We start from the raw sequence: 19746 nt of genomic DNA, 5'->3' as shown, positions 1-19746 counted from the left end.
TCTATTCTTCCCCGGCGTTTTTCGAGAATCCCCAGCTTCCAGCCCCCAGAACCGGCGCGGCCTTATCAAGCGCCAAGGGGCTGCGTGATAGAATGATAGGCGTCCGTAAGCCAGGCAAGCCCTCGGGATCGATGCGCAGCTCCCGTGCCTGGATTTGCGGCTCGTTGATCGCTTCCGCCACCGTATTGATCGGACCTCCGGGAACGCCTGCCGTCTCGAGTGCGGCAATCAGCTCCGCCTTCGGCCTCAGCCTGGTCTTTTCCGCAATCAGCGCGCTGAGCGCTTCCCGGTTCGCCACGCGGGCCGGATTGGTCGCATAGGTCGGATCGTCCGCGATGCCGTCAAGACCGAGCATGCCGCACAGAGCCGCAAATTGCCGGTCGTTGCCGCAGGCGATGATCAGATGACCGTCGGAGGCGGGAAACACCTGGTAGGGCACGATATTGGGATGCGCATTGCCCATGCGGCGGGGCACCTTGCCGCCCGCAAGATAGTTCATCGCCTGGTTGGCAAGCACCGCAACGCCCACATCGAGTAGTGCCAGGTCGACAAGCTGGCCGAGGCCGGATCGCTCCCGCTCGGCAAGTGCCGCCTGGATGCCGATCACCCCGTAGAGGCCGGTAAACACGTCGATCCAGGCAACGCCCACTTTCTGCGGTTCGCCGTCCGGTTCGCCAGTCAGGTCCATGATGCCGCACATGCCCTGGATCAGGAAATCGTAGCCCGGCTGTTGCGCCCGCGGACCCGCTTGGCCGAAACCCGTCACGGAGGCGTAGACGATGCGGGGGTTGATTGCGGCGATGCTGTCATAGTCGAGGCCGAATTTCTTCAACCCGCCGACCTTGAAATTCTCGATCACGACATCCGCCTCCGCGATCAAGGATTTGACGCGGGCAAGATCCTCGGGGTCGCCGAAATCGCAGGTGACCGACGTCTTGCCGCGATTTGCCGCGTGGAAATAGGCCGCCACCTTTTCGGTGCCGCCCTTGCCGTCCGGCTGTTCGATGAAGGGAGGCCCCCATGTGCGGGTGTCGTCGCCCTGCGGGCTCTCGACCTTGATCACTTCGGCGCCGAGGTCGGCGAGCGTCTGTCCGATCCAGGGGCCGGCCAGGATGCGGGCAAGCTCGACGACCTTCAGGCCGGCGAGTGGGGCGCTGTTTGGAACAGCCATCAGAAGAATGCCTGAATGCCGGTCTGGGCACGGCCGAGAATCAGCGCATGGACGTCATGCGTGCCCTCGTAAGTGTTGACGGTTTCGAGATTCTGCGCGTGGCGCATGACGTGGTACTCGATCTGAATGCCATTGCCGCCATGCATGTCGCGGGCCTGCCTCGCAATGTCAAGCGCCTTGCCGCAATTGTTGCGCTTGACGAGGGAAATCATCTCCGGCGCAAACCTGCCCTCGTCCAACAGCCGCCCGACACGAAGCGAGGCCTGCAGGCCGAGCGTGATCTCCGTCTGCATGTCGGCGAGCTTCTTCTGGTAGAGCTGCGTACCGGCGAGCGGCTTGCCGAACTGGATGCGATCGAGGCCGTATTGTCGCGAACGGAACCAGCAATCCTCCGCGGCGCCGAGCACGCCCCAGGAGATGCCGTAGCGGGCACGGTTGAGGCAGCCGAACGGTCCCTTGAGTCCCGAGACATTCGGCAACAGCGCGTCCTCGCCCACCTCGACGCCTTCGAGCACGATCTCGCCGGTGATCGAGGCACGCAGCGACAGCTTGCCGCCGATCTTCGGCGCCGAGAGGCCCTTCATGCCTTTTTCGAGGATGAAGCCGCGGATCTGCCCGCCATGCGCCTCCGATTTGGCCCAGACCACGAAGACGTCGGCGATCGGCGCGTTGGAGATCCACATCTTCGAGCCCCGCAGGCGATAGCCGCCCTCGATCTTCTCGGCGCGTGTTTTCATCGAACCCGGATCGGATCCGGCATCCGGCTCGGTGAGTCCGAAGCAGCCGATCAACTCGCCCGAGACGAGGCCGGGCAGGTATTTGTCGCGCTGTTCTTCGGAGCCATAGGCGTAGATGGGGTAAATCACCAGCGACGACTGCACGCTCATCATGGAGCGGTAGCCCGAATCGACGCGCTCCACCTCGCGCGCCACGAGACCATAGGAAACGTAATTGGCGCCGGCCGCGCCATATTTTTCCGGCAGGGTCACGCCGAGAAGACCCGCCTGGCCCATCAGCCGGAAGAGGCCCGGATCGGTCTTTTCCTCAAGATAGGCCTCCTCTACGCGCGGCAGCAGTTCTGCTTGCGCGAAGGCGCTGGCCGCATCGCGGATCATGCGTTCGTCCTCGGCAAGCTGGTCGTCCAGGAGAAGGGGATCGTCCCATACGAAGGCGCTGCCTTGGGGTGACTGCATGGCGGGGGCAGTGGACGGGTTTGTGGTCACGGATTCTCTCCCGATAATCTCGAAACGGCCCCGATAATCTCGAAACGGCAAGCCGATTTCCTATGTAGATACCGATTGTTGCCGGGCGTAAAAAGCCGTATTTAGGCGTAATATCATTCATAGAGTGCATAGGTGGAGATGCGCCCGCGCCGGTTCCTTCCCTCGATAAGCCTTTTGTCCGCTTTTGAGGCCGTCCTGAAGACCGGCTCGACGGCGGCGGCTGCGCGCGACCTCAATCTGACGCAGAGCGCGGTGAGCCGCCTTGTCCAGAATCTGGAGCAGCAGCTCGGCCGCCAGCTTTTCGAGCGTCACCGGCAGAAGCTCATCCCCACGCAAGCCGCCCACGCCTATGGCCGGGATGTGACCCGCGCGCTCGATCTCATTCAGCGCGGCAGCATGGAAGTTGCCGCAAATCCGGGCGGCGGCACGCTGTCGCTGGCGATCCTGCCGGCCTTCGGCACGCGATGGCTGGCGCCGCGGCTCGGCACGTTCCTGGTCAAGCATCCCGGCATCACGATCAATCTAGCAACGCGCCTCAAGCGCTTCAACTTTGCCGTCGAAGGCTTCGATGCCGCCATTCATTTCGGCGCCGAGGATTGGCACGACGCCGGCCATATGAAGCTATTCGAGGAACGACTGACCGCCTGCATTTCGCCGGCACTGCTCAACGACCATCCGATCACCGGTGTCGATGACATGTCCGGGCTGCCGCTTCTGCAGCTGGAGACACGGCCGAATGCCTGGCTGATCTGGTTTGCCGCCCATGGCGCGGAACCAACAAGCGTGACCGGAATGCTCTTCGACCAGTTCGCCACCATGACTCAGGCTGCGATCTCCGGGCTCGGCGTCGCTCTTCTTCCGGACTATCTGGCATATGCGGAGATCGCGGAAGGGCGCCTTGTGCCCCTCTTGAAGAGGGGCGTGCCGGGGTCCGGATCCTATTGGCTGGTCTGGCCGCAAGCGCGCGCCAATTACCCGCCGCTCGAAGCCTTCCGCACCTGGCTTGCCGAGGAACTGTCGCCGGAGGCCTCATCGGTTTCCTGACCCGCGAAGCGGGCATGGACCTCCGGTAGGGAAGCAGGGGCCCGCCCTTGACCGGCCCGGGGCAACTATCTATGGAGTCTCTCGACGGTTCCCCGACGATGAAGCGAAGGGGATTAATAGGGAACACGGTGCGGGCGACCCAGTAGGGACCAAGGCCGTGGCTGCCCCCGCAACTGTGAGCGGATTGCCGTCCATCCTCGTGGCGCCTCCAGCGCCATGCCACTGTGCCACCCGGCACGGGAAGGCAGATGGACGACAGACATCCGCAAGCCAGGAGACCTGCCGTCATGTGTTCGCTCCAATGTCCACGGGCGGGGATGCCCGGAACAGGATGTGCCATGACAAATTCTCGCGCCTGGCTGCGCCTTCCTGCCTTCGTTCCTTCCCGCTCGAGCGGCCGCTCGCTCGAAACCGCTGACTGACGCGGCGCGATCATTCCTGCCGTCCGCGCAGTGCGGCCGGTATTTTTCCAATCGGGGAGATCAACCGTGACCATCATTCCCACCATTCGTGGCAGCTTTGTTGCCGTCGCTGCGCTGGTGTCGACTCTCACCGTCGACGCTCGGGCCTCCGAAACCACCTATCCGCTGACCATTACCAATTGCGGCCGCACGGTCACTTTCCAGAAGGCGCCCGAACGCGCCGTCTCGATCGGCCAGAGCAGCACGGAGATCATGTATCTGCTCGGCCTGCAGGACCGGATGGTCGGCACCGCCGTCTGGCTCGGCCCGGTCATCGGGGGTTACGAGGAGGCGAATGCCAGGGTGGAGCGTCTCGCGGACAACGATCCGAGCTTCGAAAGCGTCGTTGCCAAGAAGCCGGACATCGTCACCGCGCAGTTCCAGTGGCACGTCGGGCCCGAAGGCACCGTCGCCAAACCGGAGCAGTTCGAGGAACTCGGCATTCCCGTCTACACCTCGCCCGCCGATTGCGTCGGCAAGGACAATACGGGTGGCGGCGATGGCGTTCGCCATGCGGTTTTCACCATGGACCTGATCTACCAGGAGATCGCTGAACTGGCGCAGATCTTCAACGTCCAGGCTCACGGCGAGGCGCTGATCGCCGAGCTGAAGTCGCGCGAGGATGCGGCGAAGCAGAAGATCGCGTCGGCGAACGGCAGGCTCTCCGCCGTGTTCTGGTTCTCGAGCGCGGAGCTCGACATCGATCCCTTTGTCGCCGGCAAGAACGGTGCTCCCGGCTACATCATGCAGGCGCTCGGCATCCGCAATGTCATCGACAGCGAAGAGGAATGGCCGACCGTCGGCTGGGAAACCATCGCCAAGTCTGGCCCGACGATCATCGTCGCGGGCAGGATGGAGCGTCGCCGTTTCCCCGCAGACGACATCGCCGTCAAGCACCAGTTCCTGAAGTCCGACCCGGTCACGAGCCTCATGCCGGCCGTCAAGGAGGGCCGTGTCGTCGAAATGGACGCCCAGGCGATGAACCCGACGATCCGGACCATCGAAGGTATCGAGGTCCTGGCCGAGGCCATTGAAAAAGCCGGCCTGACCCAGTGATCGGCTTGGTGGGCTCCCTATCGAGGACAAGCGCCACAGTGCTGGCGCTTGTCCTGTTGTTCGCGGCGCTCTGGCTGGGTGCGGCGATCGGCGAGACCGCGATCCCGATGGATGTCGTCGCCCGGGCGGTCGCCAATCGGCTTTGGCATGCGGGCTATCCGCTCGATCCGATCAACGAGGGCATCATCTGGAACTACCGGCTGAGCCGCGCCGTGGTGGCGGCGTGCTGCGGCTCGGCGCTTGCGCTTTCCGGCGTCGTGCTGCAGTCGCTTCTGCGCAACCCGCTGGCCGATCCGTATATTCTCGGGATTTCGGCGGGTGCATCGACCGGCGCGGTCGCCGTTGCCATCCTCGGTTTCGGCGCCGGTCTGTTGACGCTGCCGCTGGGGGCCTTCCTCGGCGCGCTTCTCGCCTTCGGGCTTGTCAGCCTGCTCGCAATGCGCGCGGGCAGGGGGCATGGTGCCATCATTCTCGCCGGTGTCGCCGGCTCGCAGCTCTTCAACGCGCTCACTTCCTTCATCGTCACCAAGGCGGCCAATGCGGAGCAGTCGCGCGCGATCATGTTCTGGCTGCTCGGCAATCTTTCCGGCGTCCGTTGGCCTGATGTCTGGCTCGCGCTGCCGGTGGCGGTGGCGGGCCTCATTGCCTGCCTCTGGCATGCACGCGCCCTCGACGCCTTCACCTTCGGCTCCGAGTCCGCCGCTTCGCTCGGCATTCCCGTGCGCCGCGTCTATGTCGTGCTGATCGGCGCATCGGCCATGATGACGGCGGCGATGGTCAGCGTTGTCGGCTCGATCGGCTTCGTCGGGCTCGTCATCCCGCATGCGGCCCGGATGCTGGTGGGCGTCCGGCACGGGCTGCTGCTGCCGGCATCCGCTCTGATCGGCGCAATATTCATGATCGCCGCGGACGTGGTTTCACGCGTGATCATTCCGGGCCAGGTGCTGCCGATCGGCGTGGTGACGGCACTTGTCGGGGCGCCTGCCTTCGCGATCATTCTTGGCCAGCGGGGGGCGGTTCGATGATGCTTTCGGCGTGCAACGTTTCATGGTCCACGGGCGGAATTTCAATTCTCGAGAATGTCTCGCTCGACGTCGTCCCGGGTGAATTTCTCGGCATTGTCGGACCGAACGGTTCCGGAAAGACGAGCCTGATGTCGCTTCTTGCGGGTCTCCGGCGGCCGAAGTCGGGTCGTGTGCTGCTGGACGGCCGGCCGATCGACGGGCTCGGACGGCGTGAGGTCGCCAGACGCATCGCCCTCGTCGAACAGCAGGCCGAGACGAGCGAGCGCATATCGGCGCGCCAGGCCGTGGAACTCGGCCGCACCCCGCATCTCGGGCCGCTCGCACCATGGTCGGCAGAGGATGACGAGATCGTCGGCGCGGCGATCCGCAATGTCGACATGGAGCCATTAGCGTCGCGGCAGTGGCACACGCTCTCGGGGGGCGAACGCCAGCGCCTGCACATCGCCCGCGCCCTCGCGCAGCAGCCGAAAATCCTGCTTCTGGACGAGCCGACGAACCACCTCGACATCGGCCACCAGATCGGCCTGTTGCATCTCGTCCGCCAGCAGCAGCTGACGGCCGTGGCGGCGCTTCACGATCTCAACCACGCGGCGATGTTCTGCGACCGAATCGCCTTGATGAGCGGCGGCCGCATCGTAGCGTTGGGGCGCCCATCCGAAGTCCTCAGCGCAGAGCGGATCGGCACCGTCTTCGGGGTGGAGGCCGATGTCGAACAGGAGGGCGAGGGGCGCTGTCACATCCGCTACCGGCCACCCGGTTCGCCGGTCGCCGAACGACCCAGGCTGAGGAGGATTTCATGATCGTTGCCAGGCACTTGCTTGCGGCCTTCGTCGCCGCATTTTGCGAGCGCCGAAACCGTTGAGGGCAAGATGTTGAACCCCGGCGCAAAGGGCTCGATGGCCGGACTTCCTGGCATTGCAGCCGGGCACCGCGAGAAAGACGCCCCCCGCCAGGGCTGAAGAGCTGTGCGGCCATCCTCCGCCCGGGAACTGCCTGGCGACCGCGGAGTTAGGCCTTTGACCGCGCGCAACACCGCGTTGCGTGGTCCGCGACAGACGAGGCGAGCGATGACAGCCAAGCAACGCAAAGCCCCGCATGCGGCCTATCCGCTCTGGATTACCGTGCCGTACACGCTGTTCGTTGCCGTGCTTACGCCGGTCTACTGGCTGCGATACGGTCCCGGCAATTTCCTGTGGTTCTCGGACTTAGCGTTGTTCGCCTTGCTGATCGTGCTCTGGACCGGAAACAGGCTCATCCACTCGATGATGGCGGTCGGCGTGCTGCCGTTCGAAGTGGCATGGACTGTCGACTTCTTCACAGGCGGCAGGCTCATGGGACTTGCGGCCTATATGTTCGATCCCGATGAGCCGGCGCATATGCGGGCCTTGTCCGGCTTTCACTTCCTGCTGCCGGTGCTCATCCTGTACATGCTGTTCAGACAAGGCTACGACCGCCGGGCCTTGAAGACGCAGACCGTCTTCGCCTGGATCGTGCTCCTTGCGAGCTACTGGCTCACCCCTCCCGAGAAGAACATCAATTGGGTTCATGGGCTCGGCCCGGGAACGGAGGCGGAAAAGATCTTGTCGCCGCGCGTCTATCTCGGCCTCTACATGGTGTTGTTGCCCGTGGTCGCCTATCTGCCGACCCATCTCATACTGAGGCGGCTGTTTCGATCGTGAGCGCGCAGCCGTCGCTGACTGCCGCGCCACCGGGCCGGACGGCGCTCGCATCCGGGCTATCCCTCCGCAGGTGTGAGACGCAGAATTTTTCCGGATGGCTCGTCCGTCAGCGCGAGCACCGCGCCGTCGGAGGCCTGGAGAACATCGCGAATCCTGACGCCCAGCGAAAGGACTTCCTCTCCGGTCACCTCCTGTGCGTTCGTCTCGACCCGGACGATTCCTTCAGCCGAAAGACCCCCGATCAGGAGATCGCCCTTCCAGTCGGGGAACATGTCGCCGGTATAGAAGGTCATGCCCGAGGGTGAAATCACGGGTGTCCAGCTATGGATGGAGCCGGCAAATTCGGGCCGGGTCGGCGGATCGGGGATCTGCTCGCCCGAATAATGGCGGCCCCAACTGACGACGGGCCAGCCGTGGTTTTCTCCGGTCTCGGGGATGTTCAGCTCGTCTCCACCTCTCGGCCCCATCTCGGCTGACCAGAGCACACCCGTCTCGGGGTGAATGGCCGCGCTCTGAACGTTTCGGTGGCCGTAGGACCAGATTTCGTCGGCACCGTCCCGGTCTACGAACGGATTGTCGCTCGGTACGGACCCATCGGGATTGAGGCGGACGATCGTACCGAGATGGTTCATGGGATCTTGAGCCTGCCGCATGTGGAAGCGCTCTCCGAGCGTCACGAAAAGCGTGCCATCCGGCGCAAAAGCCAGCCGGGATCCGAAATGGTTCTCGCCCGAAACCGCCGGTTCCTGCCGGAAGATCACCTCGAAATCCGAGAGGGCGGTGGCGTCCTCGTTCAAGCGGCCACGCCCGACCGATGTCGCCGCGCCGCCTTCGCGCTCCTCGGCGAAGGAAAGATATATGGTTCGATTGCTCGCGAATTCCGGATCGAGGGCAACATCGAGGAGCCCGCCCTGGCCTTGTGCGAACACGTCCGGTACGCCCCGTACCCGTTCACCGACGGTGCCGTCGTTCGAAACATGGCGCAGCCGGCCGGGACGTTCCGTCACCAGCATGCCGCCGTCCGGCAGGAGGGCGGCGCCCCAGGGATGCTCAAGGCCATCCGCGAAGACCTCCACGCCGACGGGGCCGCTGTCGGTTTCGAGCGTGCGAGGTGAATCTTGCGCCACGACGGTATCGGGTCGCGTCAGGACGATCGCCATGGCAATCAAGAAGAAGGTAAACGCCTGCAACATGGTGAACTCCATCGATGATGTCCGGTGTAATGCCCGCTCTAATCGACCTCGCAGTCCAAGGTTCCGGAAAGATCGATGCTCACTTCCGTCAGACGCCTTCGTGAGCCTGCGCGAGCTGATCAGCAGCGAAAGCGGCGTCGATGAACGACTGAACTTCGCTTCGGCTTGTCATTGAGTATCCCTCGGAGGAAGCCGGGGCCGCTTTCGCGCGGCCCGCTTGCGGTCAGATGTCCTTGAGAAGGCGAAGCGCGTCGTAGATCGCCGCATGCGTGTTGCGCGCCGCCACCGCGTCGCCGATGCGGAAGAGCTGGAACTTGCCGTCCGGATTGCGGACGACAGATTGCCGCTCGCCTGCAATCAGTTGCTCGTGCGAAATCTCCCCGAGATTGCTGGAGATAGGCTTCAGCTCGAAATACAGGTCATCGAGCGGAATGGTGCCATGATTGACGACGATCTGGTCCACCGTCCGCTGCTTGCAAACACCGCCATAATCGCTGCCGACATGGGCAACAATCTCGTTGCCGCTCTTCTCGGCCGCTTCCAGTCGGTATGTGACGGTGAAGGTCACGTCGAGTTTCTGCAGTGAGCGCATGTAGGGAACGAGGTTCATGGCCATCACTTCCGGCGCGAAGGAGCGATCCGGCGTCATGATCTCGACCTTGGCACGGGCCTTGGCGAGGATTTCCGCGGCCTGCAAACCGGCATGATCGCCGGCGTCGTCAAAAATCAGAACATTTGTGCCGGGCTTCACATCGCCGGAGATGATATCCCAGGCGGAGACGACGAGCTCGTTGCCCTTAGACAGGACCTCCGTGTGAGGGTATCCACCGGTCGCGATGATGACGACATCCGGATTTTCCTCCTGAACGGTCTCCGCGTCCGCCCAGGTGTTGAAGTGGAAGGCAACGCCCAGTTTCTCGCACTGGCTCATGCGCCAGTCGATGATGCTGATCATCTCACGGCGACGCTCACTCTGCGCCGTCAGGCGGATCTGCCCGCCCGGGTCGTTCGCGGCTTCGAAGACGACAACGTCGTGGCCGCGCTCGCCTGCGACCCGCGCAGCCTCCAGGCCGGCGGGGCCTGCGCCGACGATGACGACCTTCTTCCGGCGATCCGCCTTCGCGATCGTGTGCGGCATCGTCAGTTCACGTCCGGTTGCCGCATTGTGAATGCAGTAGGCCGCTCCGCCCTGATAGATGCGATCGAGGCAGTAATTCGCGCCGACGCAGGGACGAATGTCGTCCTCGCGCTTCTCCATAATTTTGCGGACGATATGCGGATCGGTCATATGGGCGCGGGTCATCCCGACCATGTCGACCTTGCCGGACGCGATGGCGTGGCGCGCCGTCGCCACGTCCGGGATCTTCGCCGCGTGGAACGTCGGGAAGTCGGTCGCTGCGCGGATTTCGCCCGCGAAATCGAGGTGGGGCGAGTTCGCCATGCCCTGGATCGGGATCACGTCGGTGAGGCCCGCGTCGGTATCGATGTGGCCACGGATGACGTTCAGGTAATCGATGTGCCCGCTTTCCTTTAGGCGCTTCGAGATCTCGATGCCCTCCGCCTTGCCCGTGCCGCCGGGAAGACATTCGTCGGCCGTGTAGCGAACGCCCAGAATAAAATCGTATCCGACACGGGCCCGGATCGCCTTCAGCACATCGAAACAGAAGCGCATGCGGTTGTCGAGCGAGCCGCCGTAAGGACCATCTAGCTCATTCGTCAGTGGCGACGTGAACTGGTCGAGGAGGTGACCGTAGGCCTCCAGTTCGACACCGTCCATGCCGCCGGCCTTCATGCGCTCGGCGGCATCGGCGAAATCCTTGATGATCCTCTCGATGTCCCAGTCCTCGATTTTCTTCGGGAAGGCGCGGTGCGAGGCTTCGCGATGATGGGAGGGAGCGACAACCGGCAGCCACTCACCCTTGTCCCAGCGCGTGCGCCGACCCAGATGGGTCAATTGGATCATGATCGCCGCGCCCTCCTCGTGCACGGCGTCGGTCATCTGCCTGATCCACGGCACGATCTCGTCCTTATAGGCAAGGAGATTGTTGAAAACCGGAGGGCTGTCGTTGGAGACCGCTGCCGAGCCGGCCGTCATCGTCATGGCAACGCCGCCCTTTGCTCTTTCTACCGTGTAGGCGCGGTAGCGCTCCTTCGGCATGCCATCCTCCGGATAGGCCGGCTCGTGTGCGGTCACGATGATGCGGTTGCGTAGCGTGAGGTGCTTGAGCTGAAAAGGCTGGAGGAGGGGATCGTTCGACATGGGGCCGGGCTCCGAATTAGATTTGTTTCGAAGCGTAATCGGAAATGTACACATGTGTCAACTAAGGGGTCATTAAAGTCACTATCCGCGACATGAGTGTACATTATCCTTGCGAGAGCCCTTTTGATTTGATAGGAAAACGATCCATGGAGCAGACGATCAATGAGAGCGGTTGGCGCGGTTCCCCGGATGTCTGGTTGGGGGCGGCTTACGAATCCCTGCTCGAGGGCGGTGTCGACGCGGTGAAGATTCAGCCGCTGGCGAAGAAACTCAATCTGTCGCGGACGAGCTTCTACTGGTTCTTCAAGGATCGTGAGGAGTTGCTTTCGGCCCTGGTATCGCGCTGGCGCGAGAAGAATACGGGCAACCTCATCAGGCAGGCCGGGGCTTATGCCGAAACGGTCGCCGAGGCGATGCTGAACGTCTTCGACTGCTGGCTGAACCCCAAGCTCTTTGACTCGCAGTTCGAGTTTGCGGTGAGAAGCTGGGCTCTCCAATCGCCGGAGATTCTGGCGGAAGTCCAGGGTGCCGACCAGCAGCGTCTCGATGCCTTGTCCCGCATGTTCCTTCGGTTCGGCTTCGAGGCGGCCCACGCCGATGTTCGGGCGCGCACGATCTATCTCGTGCAGATCGGTTACATTTCGATGCAGACGAAGGAAGACATCGCCGTCCGCATGAAACGAATCCCGGAATATGTCGAAATTTTCACCGGACGAGCGCCGGAGCGAAGGGAGCTTGACCGCTTCTTCGCCCGACATGGCTACTCCGGATAGCGGCAAGAACGGGCGAAGATGAGCGATGCGTTGAAAATCGGCGTGATTGGGGGCAACGGATGGTTGGGCGGGGCCATCGTTCAGGCGGTTCTCGACGCCAGGCTCGCCCCGCCTGAAGAGCTCACGCTGTCATATCGAGGCGAACGGCCTGCACGTTTTCAGGGCGTACGCTGGACAACGGACAATCAAGAACTCGCCGACCGGTCGGATCTGATCATCGTTTCGGTGCGCCCGGCTCACTGGCCGTCGGTCGCAATCTCTGCCACTGGCAAGCTCGTCGTGTCCGTGATGGCAGGCATTCCGCTCAGTCGATTGACCGTCCAGCTGAGGACTGACCGTGTCGTCCGTGCTTTGCCGAATGCGGCCGCGGAGGTTGGCAAATCCTACACGCCCTGGGTCGCGTCCCCGGCTGCGAGCGAACGCGATCGCTCCATCGTACGGCGCATATTTGAAGCTTGCGGCAGCACGGACGAAGTGACGAGCGAAGCCGACATCGACTATCTGACCGGCCTGTCGGGTTCCGGGCCGGCCTTCCCCGCCCTCCTCGCGAATGCGATGATGCAGAATGCGCTGACGCACGGGCTGGGCCCGCAGGTCGCCCGTCGTGCTGTCGCGGCCGTCCTGATCGGAACCGGCCGCCTGCTCGAACGTCATGGGGAATCTCCCGTGGAGACGGTCAAAACATTTCTCCGCTATCAGGGCACTACTGCGGCAGCCATCGAAGCAATGCGGGCTGCCGGTTTTGACGCCGCAGTCGCCGGCGGGCTTGCTGCCGCGTTCAAGAAGTCGGTGAGTATGGGACAGAGCTCCTGACCCGCCGTCCGGAGCGGGTTAAGGCGGCACCCTGCTCCTGAAATAAAACGCCGCAAGAAAGAGGGAACGTTAATGAAGAAGCTGTTTGCGTCTACATGCCTGGTGTTTGGCCTCATCGCCGGAGCATCGGTCTCGAACGCCGCGGAGTGCGGGAGCGTCACTATCGCCAGCATGAACTGGCAGAGTGCCGAGGTTCTGTCGAACCTCGACAAGTTCATTCTCAACGAAGGCTACGATTGCAGTGCCGAGATCACCATCGGCGACACCGTGCCGACGATCACCTCCATGGCGGAAAAGGGCCAGCCGGACATCGCACCGGAAGCGTGGGTCGACCTCCTGCCGGATGTGGTGAAAAAGGGAACGGAAGAAGGACGGATCGTTCAGGCCGGGTCTCCGCTGCCAGATGGTGGCGTGCAGGGTTGGTGGATCCCGAAATACATCGCGGACGCTCACCCGGAAATCAAGACGATCCCGGATGTGCTGAAACATCCGGAACTCTTCCCGGATCCGGAAGATCCCAGCAAAGGCGCCATCTATAACGGACCTCAGGGCTGGGGCGGTACCGTGGTGACTTCTCAGCTTTACAAGGCCTACGACGCCGAGAAGGCGGGCTTCACGCTGGTCGACACGGGCTCTGCTGCCGGCCTCGACGGCTCGATCGCCAAGGCTTACGAGCGCCAGCAGGGCTGGGTGGGGTACTATTGGGCGCCGACTGCGCTGCTCGGCAAATATCCGATGGTCAAGCTCGACCACGGCGTGCCCTACGATGCAGCCGAATGGAAGCGCTGCACCACGGTGGCCGATTGCCCCGATCCGAAGCCGAACGCCTGGCCGGTCGACACGGTCGTGACGCTGGTTGCCAAGTCGTTCTCCGAGAAGGTCGGTCCCGAGGTAATGGACTATCTGGAGAAGCGTTCCTGGAGCAACGAGACGGTCAACAACCTGATGGCCTGGATGACCGACAACCAAGCGACCGGTGAAGAAGGCGCGAAACACTTCCTCGAGGAGAACGAGGATACCTGGACGAAGTGGGTTACTCCGGAAGCCGCGGACAAGATCAAGGCGGCGCTCTAAGCGGATTGGCCGGAAAATCTTTCGGAGAGCTCGATGCGCAAGGAGTTATCGCCACCGTCGCGCGTCTGAAAAGACGCGCGGCGCTGTGGCGCGTTGCCTCGCACTCAATGACTCAGCGCTCGCACTCAGCTCTCGCCGGCCTTTTCGCCCGCTGGCGTCACCAGATACCATTCGCCGCCAAAGCTCTCGACATCCTGGCCCTTGGTCTCGCCTGCAGCCGCATCCTGGGCGAAGTAGTAGAGCGGCCAGCCATTATAGGTGACCATCATCTTGCCGGCATGTTCGGCGGTGCCGAGCTTCGCAGCGTCGGCGCCATCGCCGGCTTGCGGTGCGCCCTCGCTGTAAAGAGGGGGCCAGGCTTGAAGGCATTCGCCGGAACAGGAAACGGTGGGTTTCTGGTCCGCTTGTCCCTGCGTGTCGGCGGTGAAGAGATAGAGCGCGCGCCCTTCGCCATCCGTGAGATATTGCCCATGTTGTTCGCTTTCGGCGACCTTGACTGTTGCAGCTTGCTGCGACAGGGCCGAATTGGGCGACAGGGCGACGACACACGCGATCGCGCTCACGAAAACTGCGGTCCTCATCATTGACTCCTTTTAGGCTCGCATCCACCGGGGGGTGATGCACGGATGGCCGAGTAGTGCCCGCGCGGCGCGGGCACTACTGACAACAAAATGGGAGACTTTGTGCTCCGGATACGCGGGAGCAGTGATCCAATCCGCAATTCAGTCACTTGTTCCCCGATTTGCGATTAAAAATGCAAACTCGCTTGCGGGCGCAACGCAGGTAATCGCGGCATGTCTTGCCGCCCTGCGTCCGGATGTCTCTGGAACTTGAATCGCCAGGCGCCAGGCCTAATTAGGCGCAGACCGGATGCAGGCCCAGGCCGTCTCATGATCCCGATTTACGATACCGCTCCGCGTGCCCGCCATCCCGTCATCGTCTACGCGATCATCGGGCTGAATTTCCTGATATTCCTATGGATGATCGGTCTTCCCGAACCGGGCCTCTATTGGGTTCTGACCCGTTTCGCCCTGATCCCGCTTCGCTATTCGGAGCCGCAACTCGCCATGGCCGCGGGGCTGGACCCGGATAGTTATTGGCCGCTGCTCACCAACGCCTTTCTTCATGGCGGCTGGCTGCACATCATTCTGAACATGTGGAGCCTGTGGATATTCGGCCCGGCCATCGAGGCGCGTTGCGGGCGCCTGGGCTTCATCCTCCTCTATCTGGCCGGCGCGGTGGCGGCGAGCGCGGCCCATCTCCTTGCGAACTGGACCTCGCCCGTGCCGGCGCTTGGCGCATCCGGAGCGATCGCTGCAATCATTGCCGCCTATGCGGTGACCTACCCGCGCGCGAAAGTCATCCTGCTGGTCCCGGTATTCTTCCTGCCGCTTTTCATTCCGGTATCGGCGCTGTTTTTCGCGGCATTCTGGTTCCTGATCCAGATCCTGCAGGGAACGCAGGACCTGTTCGCCAGTTCCATGGGCTCGGGCGTCGCCTGGTGGGCGCATATCGGGGGGTTTGTTTTGGGGGCCGTCTTCGCGAAGTTTGCCCATGCATTGGGGCTTGGCCGCGACATCGAAACGCGGCAATGGACGGGATCGGTGCCGAAAATCCCGCGGCGCTAGTAGCCTGTGGCGGCGAGCCAGGCCGCGATGCCGTGGGCCGCGGCGCGGCCGGTGGCAAGGCAGGCGGTCAGCAGATAGCCGCCGGTCGGTGCTTCCCAATCGAGCATTTCGCCGGCAACGAACAGGCCAGGCATTGCGTTCAGCATGAAACCATCGTCCACGGCGCTCAGGTCTATACCGCCGGCCGCAGAGATCGCCTCGGCGATCGGGCGAGGACCAATGAGCGGGACCGCTAGCGCCTTGATTTCGGCCGCAAGGCTTTCGGGGCGGGCCCTTGCCGCCTGCGGTGCGATCTCGCGCAGCAGGGCCGCTTTGGCGCCGTTGATCCCGGCACCCTTGCGTAGGCGATTGGCAAAGCTTGCCTTTCCGTCCTGGCGAGCAAGGTCGCGGGTAAGCCGTTCGATGCTTCGCCCGGGTGCGAGATCGACGAGGAGAGCCGCCTTACCCTCGCGCTCCAGACGATCGCGCAGGACTGCCGCATGGGCATAGACGAGGCTTCCCTCGATGCCGTGACGGCTTAGCACGAACTCGCCGGGAAATGCACCCGCCTCGGAGGAGGCGACGACGGATTTCAGCGCTTCGCCGGCAAAGCGATCGCGAAAGCCCTCGCTCCAGGCGACATCGAAGCCGCAATTGGCAGGGCGGAATTTTTTCACCGTGACGCCTTCGGCGCCTAGCCAAGGCACCCAGGCGGCGTCGGAACCGAGCCTCGGCCAGCTTGCGCCGCCGAGTGCGAGCAGTGCCGCAGCGGGGCGAACGATTTTCCGCCCGTCCGGCGTCTCAAAGACGTAGCCGTCTCCGGCAAAGCCCGACCAGCGGTGGCGGGTGAGGAGGCGGGCGCCTTGCGCTTCCAGCCGCCTGAGCCAGGCCCGCAGCAGCGGCGAGGCCTTCATTGCTTTTGGAAAGACACGGCCCGACGAGCCGACGAATGTTTCCGTTCCGAGTTCCGCCGCCCAGGAACGCAGGTCATCGGGCGTGAACGCGTCGAGCGCCGGGCGCAGCCGGTCGGCGGCGGTTCCGAAGCGGGTGACGAAGCGGCGATAGTCCTCGGCATGAGTGATGTTGAGGCCCGATTTGCCGGCGAGCAGGAACTTGCGGGCAGCGCTCGGCATCGCCTCGTAGATGGTCACCGAATGGCCCTTGGCCGAGAGGACATCGGCCGCCATAAGGCCGGCGGGGCCGCCGCCGATGACCGCGATCTCCTTCGGTTCCAATGCCTGCCCGTTCAAGACCTTGCTTCCGCAGGGGCCGGTCCGGTGGACTCGCGCAGGATGAGTTCGACGGGCCAGAGCTCTTGAATCTCGGCCGCAGCTCTTCCTCCCAGCAATTGCAGCGCGAGGTCTGCCGCTCGCGCCCCGGCGGAGCGCATGGAGGAACGGGTCGCCGACAGCGATGGAACCATGTTGTCGGCCGTCAGATACGGGAAAACATCGTCATGGGCGATAACGGAAATGTCGCGGCCGACAACGAGCCCACGCGAGCGCACCGCCCGATAGACGCCGAGCGCGGTCATCATCGAGCCCGCGACGAAAGCGGTGGGGCGCGGCGACTGCTCGAGCAAAGACCGAGCAAAGCGGAAGCCGAGCTCATCGGTGAAGTGGCCGTGGACTAGAAGGCGCGGGTCGAAGACAATTCCGCGTTCTTCCAGCGCGTCGCGGTAGCCCTTGTCACGATGGATCGAGAAGGTGAAGCCGGCGCCGCCGTTGATCATCGCGATCCGCCGGTGGCCGAGGTCAAGGAGATGCGACGTCGCCCTGCGAATGGCCCCTTCATTGTCGATGTCCAGCCAGGCATGCGGCACCTCAGTTTCCGACCGCCCGTGGACGAGGAACGGAACGCCGAGCTTCTGAAGGAGGCGGATGCGCTCGTCATCCGGCCTCGGTGAATGGACGATGATGGCGTCGACCCGGCCGCTCGTCACAAGCCTGCTGTAGATCTGGATCTCGTCGCGGGTTTCCTGCTCGGCAATGGGGCTGACGAGGATGTCGATGTCCTCGCCGTCTAGCCGCTCGGCCATGCCGCTCATGAATTCCGAAAACTGAAATTCGCCCTTTCGCCCCATGACGACGCCAATGGCGCCGGCCCGGCCCGTGACGAGCCTTACGGCATTGATGTTCGGACGATAGCCGAGCCGCACGGCCTCTTCCACCACCCGTTGGCGGGTCTTCTCGCTCACCTCCGGATAGCCGCTGAGCGCGCGGCTCACCGTCGTCGGCGAAAGACCCAATTGGCGGGCGAACTCCTTGAGCTTCATGTGGGCTTATCTGATCCCTGACCCCTGCTTGCCACGAGGAATATACGGCTTTGGCACGTGGAACAACCGACCGCCGGCCATTCGACATGCAACTGACCAAGCCAAAGCGATTTAAATTATCGCAAGACAACACGAATGCCGTTGTGCACTCGAATAAGCAAAAAACTTGGTAACTAAGGTGTTAAACCATTGTAAGTGAAGAGTAAAAACAGGATCCATGACAATTTTGGCGCTCGCAGCTCCGAGTGTATTGACATTCGGCTTGGCTTCTGAGAGCTTTTTTAGCCAAACCGTTTTCGAATTGTCGAGGAGCTGCCGAGCGGTCTGCGATTTGGAGGAGCCATCGAACATGACATTGCTTCTGAGGACGCTGACGATTTGCGCCGCGCTCGGCATTGCCGATCTCGCCGCTGCCGCCGAGCTCTAATTCAACTGCTACAGCGACCTTTTGTGCGTCTGAAAGACGCATCGCGCTGTAGGGCGAGGAGACGCTCATGCTTTCCCTCGCCCTGCAGCCGTCGCCCGGGATGGCGGTCCACCGCGGCCGCCCTCCCTCCTGTCGAACCGCGAAAGCCGGATGGCAAAGGGGAGCCTTCTTCATGGCCGATCTGACCGGATCCGCCGGCCGCATCCGCGAGCCGCACGCACATCATTCAGACCTCCGCGCGCAGCGCGTGCGCTCCGCCTGGGTGTTCCTGGCGCCGGCGCTCCTGGTTCTGGCACTTGTCGCCAGCTGGCCGCTCATACGGACCGTCTATTTCAGCCTGACAAATGCGTCGTTGACCAATCTCGCAGGCGCCGAGTTCATCGGCTTCGACAATTATCTCACCTGGATCACGCTGAAGAGCGGGCGAACCATCTATTGGGGCCTGCTCGCCGACCCCTCCTGGTGTTGTTTCCGTGAGCGTGGAGACGGTTCTGGGGCTGGTCGTCGCTCTGGTGCTGAACGCGCATTTTCCGGGCCGCGGCCTGGTACGCGCGGCTATCCTCATTTTCTGGGCGATCCCCACCATCGTCTCGGCGAAGATGTGGGCCTGGATGCTCAACGACCAGTTCGGCATCCTCAACGGCCTACTGCATGTCTCCTTAAATCGACCTCGATTCAAGGACAAGACATGCAGCAATTCAAATTTCTACAGCGACCTTTGCGCGTATGCGCGGCGCTGTGGAGCCAGTGAATTGCGGATCATTTCCAACCGCCAAACGTTAGACCGGAATGGGTGCTACGCCAGCCCCAACTCCGCGTCGACAAAGTCAAACAGGGCACCCCGTCGGGTGCCCGAGCCACGAGGAGAACGACCTTGTCCATCAACGCCATCGTGTGGGGCGAGAACGTCCACGAACAGAAGAATGCCACTGTCCAGGAAATCTATCCGGACGGGATGCACAATACGATCGCTGCAGCGCTGAACGCCGATCCCGCCATCGAGGCAGCGACGGCGACTTTGCAGGAGCCGGAACACGGGCTGAGCGAGGAGCGGCTCGCCGCAGCCGACGTGCTCCTGTGGTGGGGCCACGCCGCACACGGAGACGTCGACGACGAGATCGTGGAGCGGGTCGCCCGAAGGGTCTGGGAAGGCATGGGGCTGATTGTGCTCCACTCCGGCCATTTTTCAAAGATCTTCAAGCGTCTCATGGGTACGCCCTGCGCGCTGAAATGGCGCGAGGCGGGCGAGCGCGAGCGGGTCTGGGTGGTCAATCCGCGCCATCCAATCGCCGAGGGTCTCGGCGAAAACTTCGTGATCGAGTACGAGGAGATGTATGGCGAAGCGTTTTCGGTGCCGGAACCGCTCGAGACCGTGTTCATCTCTTGGTTCGCCGGCGGCGAGGTCTTCCGCTCGGGGCTCACCTGGCGGCGCGGCGCGGGCAACATCTTTTATTTCCGCCCCGGGCACGAGACCTATCCGACCTACCACGATGCCACGGTACACAAGGTGCTGCGCAATGCGGTGAAATGGGCCTACAACCCGCAAAGCACCTATAATGCGATCCACGACGCACCGAACGTCCCTGTCGAAAAAGCGCTGGAGCCGATCGTCGAACGCGGGCCGAAGCTGCACCGCGCCGGCGAAGCCGGCTATCGCTAAAAGGG

At 63.0% G+C, this 19746-nt stretch carries 16 protein-coding genes, 2 pseudogenes and 1 riboswitch; of the genes and pseudogenes, 11 read left to right on the top strand and 7 right to left on the bottom strand.

Going from position 1 to position 19746, the window contains the following annotated elements; genetic code table 11:
- Nucleotide 1 precedes the first annotated feature (1 nt).
- Together SJ05684_RS26140 and SJ05684_RS26135 are read right to left on the bottom strand one after the other, a co-directional pair.
- Nucleotides 2-1171, bottom strand: a complete 1170-nt coding sequence (locus SJ05684_RS26140) for a CaiB/BaiF CoA transferase family protein (RefSeq protein ID WP_034856325.1) — start codon at nt 1169-1171, stop codon at nt 2-4.
- A complete protein-coding gene (locus SJ05684_RS26135) occupies nt 1171-2364 on the bottom strand; it encodes an acyl-CoA dehydrogenase (protein WP_034856324.1) in 1194 nt (397 codons plus the stop codon). Before SJ05684_RS26135 ends, SJ05684_RS26140 begins: the two co-directional genes overlap by 1 nt.
- Nucleotides 2365-2532: 168 nt before the next feature.
- Between SJ05684_RS26135 and SJ05684_RS26130 the strand changes: the two genes are divergently transcribed.
- From SJ05684_RS26130 to SJ05684_RS26110, 5 genes and pseudogenes are all read left to right on the top strand, one after another.
- Nucleotides 2533-3438, top strand: coding sequence for a LysR family transcriptional regulator (locus SJ05684_RS26130; protein ID WP_034856323.1), 906 nt, complete (start codon nt 2533-2535; stop codon nt 3436-3438).
- Nucleotides 3439-3506: 68 nt separating this feature from the next.
- A riboswitch (cobalamin riboswitch) is annotated at nt 3507-3739 on the top strand.
- 265 nt (nt 3740-4004) lie between these two features.
- Nucleotides 4005-4955 (top strand): annotated as a pseudogene (locus tag SJ05684_RS26125) (ABC transporter substrate-binding protein); the annotation flags it as partial.
- On the top strand, nt 4952-5980 hold the full coding sequence (locus tag SJ05684_RS26120; RefSeq protein ID WP_050980075.1) for a FecCD family ABC transporter permease: 1029 nt from the start codon (nt 4952-4954) through the stop codon (nt 5978-5980). The pseudogene SJ05684_RS26125 and the gene SJ05684_RS26120, both read left to right, overlap by 4 nt.
- A complete protein-coding gene (locus SJ05684_RS26115) occupies nt 5977-6780 on the top strand; it encodes an ABC transporter ATP-binding protein (RefSeq protein WP_034856318.1) in 804 nt (267 codons plus the stop codon). The genes SJ05684_RS26120 and SJ05684_RS26115 overlap by 4 nt, the downstream gene beginning before the upstream one ends.
- A gap of 267 nt (nt 6781-7047) precedes the next feature.
- A complete protein-coding gene (locus SJ05684_RS26110) occupies nt 7048-7659 on the top strand; it encodes a hypothetical protein (protein WP_202947467.1) in 612 nt (203 codons plus the stop codon).
- Between the two features lie 56 nt (nt 7660-7715).
- Here the strand turns inward: SJ05684_RS26110 and SJ05684_RS26105 are convergent, their stop codons facing one another.
- Complete coding sequence (locus SJ05684_RS26105) at nt 7716-8852, bottom strand: PQQ-dependent sugar dehydrogenase (RefSeq protein ID WP_034856331.1); 1137 nt, start codon at nt 8850-8852, stop codon at nt 7716-7718.
- Between the two features lie 223 nt (nt 8853-9075).
- The gene (locus SJ05684_RS26100; RefSeq protein WP_034856316.1) at nt 9076-11112 is read right to left on the bottom strand and encodes an NADH:flavin oxidoreductase; all 2037 of its coding nucleotides are present in this window, start codon (nt 11110-11112) and stop codon (nt 9076-9078) included.
- A gap of 146 nt (nt 11113-11258) precedes the next feature.
- On the opposite strand from SJ05684_RS26100, the gene SJ05684_RS26095 reads away from it, so the two are divergent.
- The 3 genes from SJ05684_RS26095 (at nt 11259) to SJ05684_RS26085 (ending at nt 13772) form a co-directional block, all read left to right on the top strand.
- On the top strand, nt 11259-11885 hold the full coding sequence (locus SJ05684_RS26095; protein WP_034856313.1) for a TetR/AcrR family transcriptional regulator: 627 nt from the start codon (nt 11259-11261) through the stop codon (nt 11883-11885).
- Nucleotides 11886-11903: 18 nt separating this feature from the next.
- On the top strand, nt 11904-12698 hold the full coding sequence (locus SJ05684_RS26090) for a pyrroline-5-carboxylate reductase family protein (RefSeq protein WP_034856311.1): 795 nt from the start codon (nt 11904-11906) through the stop codon (nt 12696-12698).
- Between the two features lie 72 nt (nt 12699-12770).
- Entirely contained in the window at nt 12771-13772 is a 1002-nt protein-coding gene (locus tag SJ05684_RS26085; RefSeq protein ID WP_034856309.1) for an ABC transporter substrate-binding protein, read from the top strand.
- Between the two features lie 125 nt (nt 13773-13897).
- On the opposite strand, the gene SJ05684_RS26080 is transcribed toward SJ05684_RS26085, so the two are convergent.
- Nucleotides 13898-14353, bottom strand: a complete 456-nt coding sequence (locus tag SJ05684_RS26080) for a COG4315 family predicted lipoprotein (protein ID WP_162098817.1) — start codon at nt 14351-14353, stop codon at nt 13898-13900.
- Nucleotides 14354-14662: 309 nt separating this feature from the next.
- On the opposite strand from SJ05684_RS26080, the gene SJ05684_RS26075 reads away from it, so the two are divergent.
- The gene (locus SJ05684_RS26075) at nt 14663-15400 is read left to right on the top strand and encodes a rhomboid family intramembrane serine protease (RefSeq protein WP_050980073.1); all 738 of its coding nucleotides are present in this window, start codon (nt 14663-14665) and stop codon (nt 15398-15400) included.
- On the opposite strand, the gene SJ05684_RS26070 is transcribed toward SJ05684_RS26075, so the two are convergent.
- Complete coding sequence (locus tag SJ05684_RS26070) at nt 15397-16614, bottom strand: TIGR03862 family flavoprotein (protein ID WP_034856328.1); 1218 nt, start codon at nt 16612-16614, stop codon at nt 15397-15399. The genes SJ05684_RS26075 and SJ05684_RS26070 overlap by 4 nt on opposite strands.
- Before the next feature lie 11 nt (nt 16615-16625).
- Nucleotides 16626-17654 (bottom strand): substrate-binding domain-containing protein, encoded by a 1029-nt coding sequence (locus SJ05684_RS26065; protein WP_034856307.1) that lies wholly within the window; start codon nt 17652-17654, stop codon nt 16626-16628.
- A 599-nt stretch (nt 17655-18253) separates the two neighbouring features.
- On the opposite strand from SJ05684_RS26065, the pseudogene SJ05684_RS26055 reads away from it, so the two are divergent.
- A pseudogene (locus SJ05684_RS26055) lies at nt 18254-18746 on the top strand (ABC transporter permease family protein); the annotation flags it as partial.
- A 209-nt stretch (nt 18747-18955) separates the two neighbouring features.
- Entirely contained in the window at nt 18956-19741 is a 786-nt protein-coding gene (locus tag SJ05684_RS26050; protein ID WP_095694389.1) for a ThuA domain-containing protein, read from the top strand.
- The last annotated feature ends 5 nt before the right edge of the window (nt 19742-19746 follow it).

This window comes from Sinorhizobium sojae CCBAU 05684 (assembly GCF_002288525.1).
GTDB lineage: Bacteria > Pseudomonadota > Alphaproteobacteria > Rhizobiales > Rhizobiaceae > Sinorhizobium > Sinorhizobium sojae.
The sequence above is the reverse complement of the archived record's forward strand: the minus strand, read 5'-3'. Positions and strand labels throughout refer to the sequence as shown.

Bases quoted from the DNA above. Each gene is read 5' to 3' on its own strand.
- SJ05684_RS26090 (WP_034856311.1), top strand. From the start codon at position 11,904: ATGAGCGATGCGTTGAAAATCGGCGTGATTGGGGGCAACGGATGGTTG.
- SJ05684_RS26105 (WP_034856331.1), bottom strand. From the start codon at position 8,852: ATGTTGCAGGCGTTTACCTTCTTCTTGATTGCCATGGCGATCGTCCTG.
- SJ05684_RS26095 (WP_034856313.1), top strand. From the start codon at position 11,259: ATGGAGCAGACGATCAATGAGAGCGGTTGGCGCGGTTCCCCGGATGTC.
- SJ05684_RS26100 (WP_034856316.1), bottom strand. From the start codon at position 11,112: ATGTCGAACGATCCCCTCCTCCAGCCTTTTCAGCTCAAGCACCTCACG.
- SJ05684_RS26080 (WP_162098817.1), bottom strand. From the start codon at position 14,353: ATGAGGACCGCAGTTTTCGTGAGCGCGATCGCGTGTGTCGTCGCCCTG.
- SJ05684_RS26135 (WP_034856324.1), bottom strand. From the start codon at position 2,364: ATGCAGTCACCCCAAGGCAGCGCCTTCGTATGGGACGATCCCCTTCTC.
- SJ05684_RS26065 (WP_034856307.1), bottom strand. From the start codon at position 17,654: ATGAAGCTCAAGGAGTTCGCCCGCCAATTGGGTCTTTCGCCGACGACG.
- SJ05684_RS26130 (WP_034856323.1), top strand. From the start codon at position 2,533: ATGCGCCCGCGCCGGTTCCTTCCCTCGATAAGCCTTTTGTCCGCTTTT.
- SJ05684_RS26110 (WP_202947467.1), top strand. From the start codon at position 7,048: ATGACAGCCAAGCAACGCAAAGCCCCGCATGCGGCCTATCCGCTCTGG.
- SJ05684_RS26115 (WP_034856318.1), top strand. From the start codon at position 5,977: ATGATGCTTTCGGCGTGCAACGTTTCATGGTCCACGGGCGGAATTTCA.
- SJ05684_RS26075 (WP_050980073.1), top strand. From the start codon at position 14,663: ATGATCCCGATTTACGATACCGCTCCGCGTGCCCGCCATCCCGTCATC.
- SJ05684_RS26085 (WP_034856309.1), top strand. From the start codon at position 12,771: ATGAAGAAGCTGTTTGCGTCTACATGCCTGGTGTTTGGCCTCATCGCC.
- SJ05684_RS26140 (WP_034856325.1), bottom strand. From the start codon at position 1,171: ATGGCTGTTCCAAACAGCGCCCCACTCGCCGGCCTGAAGGTCGTCGAG.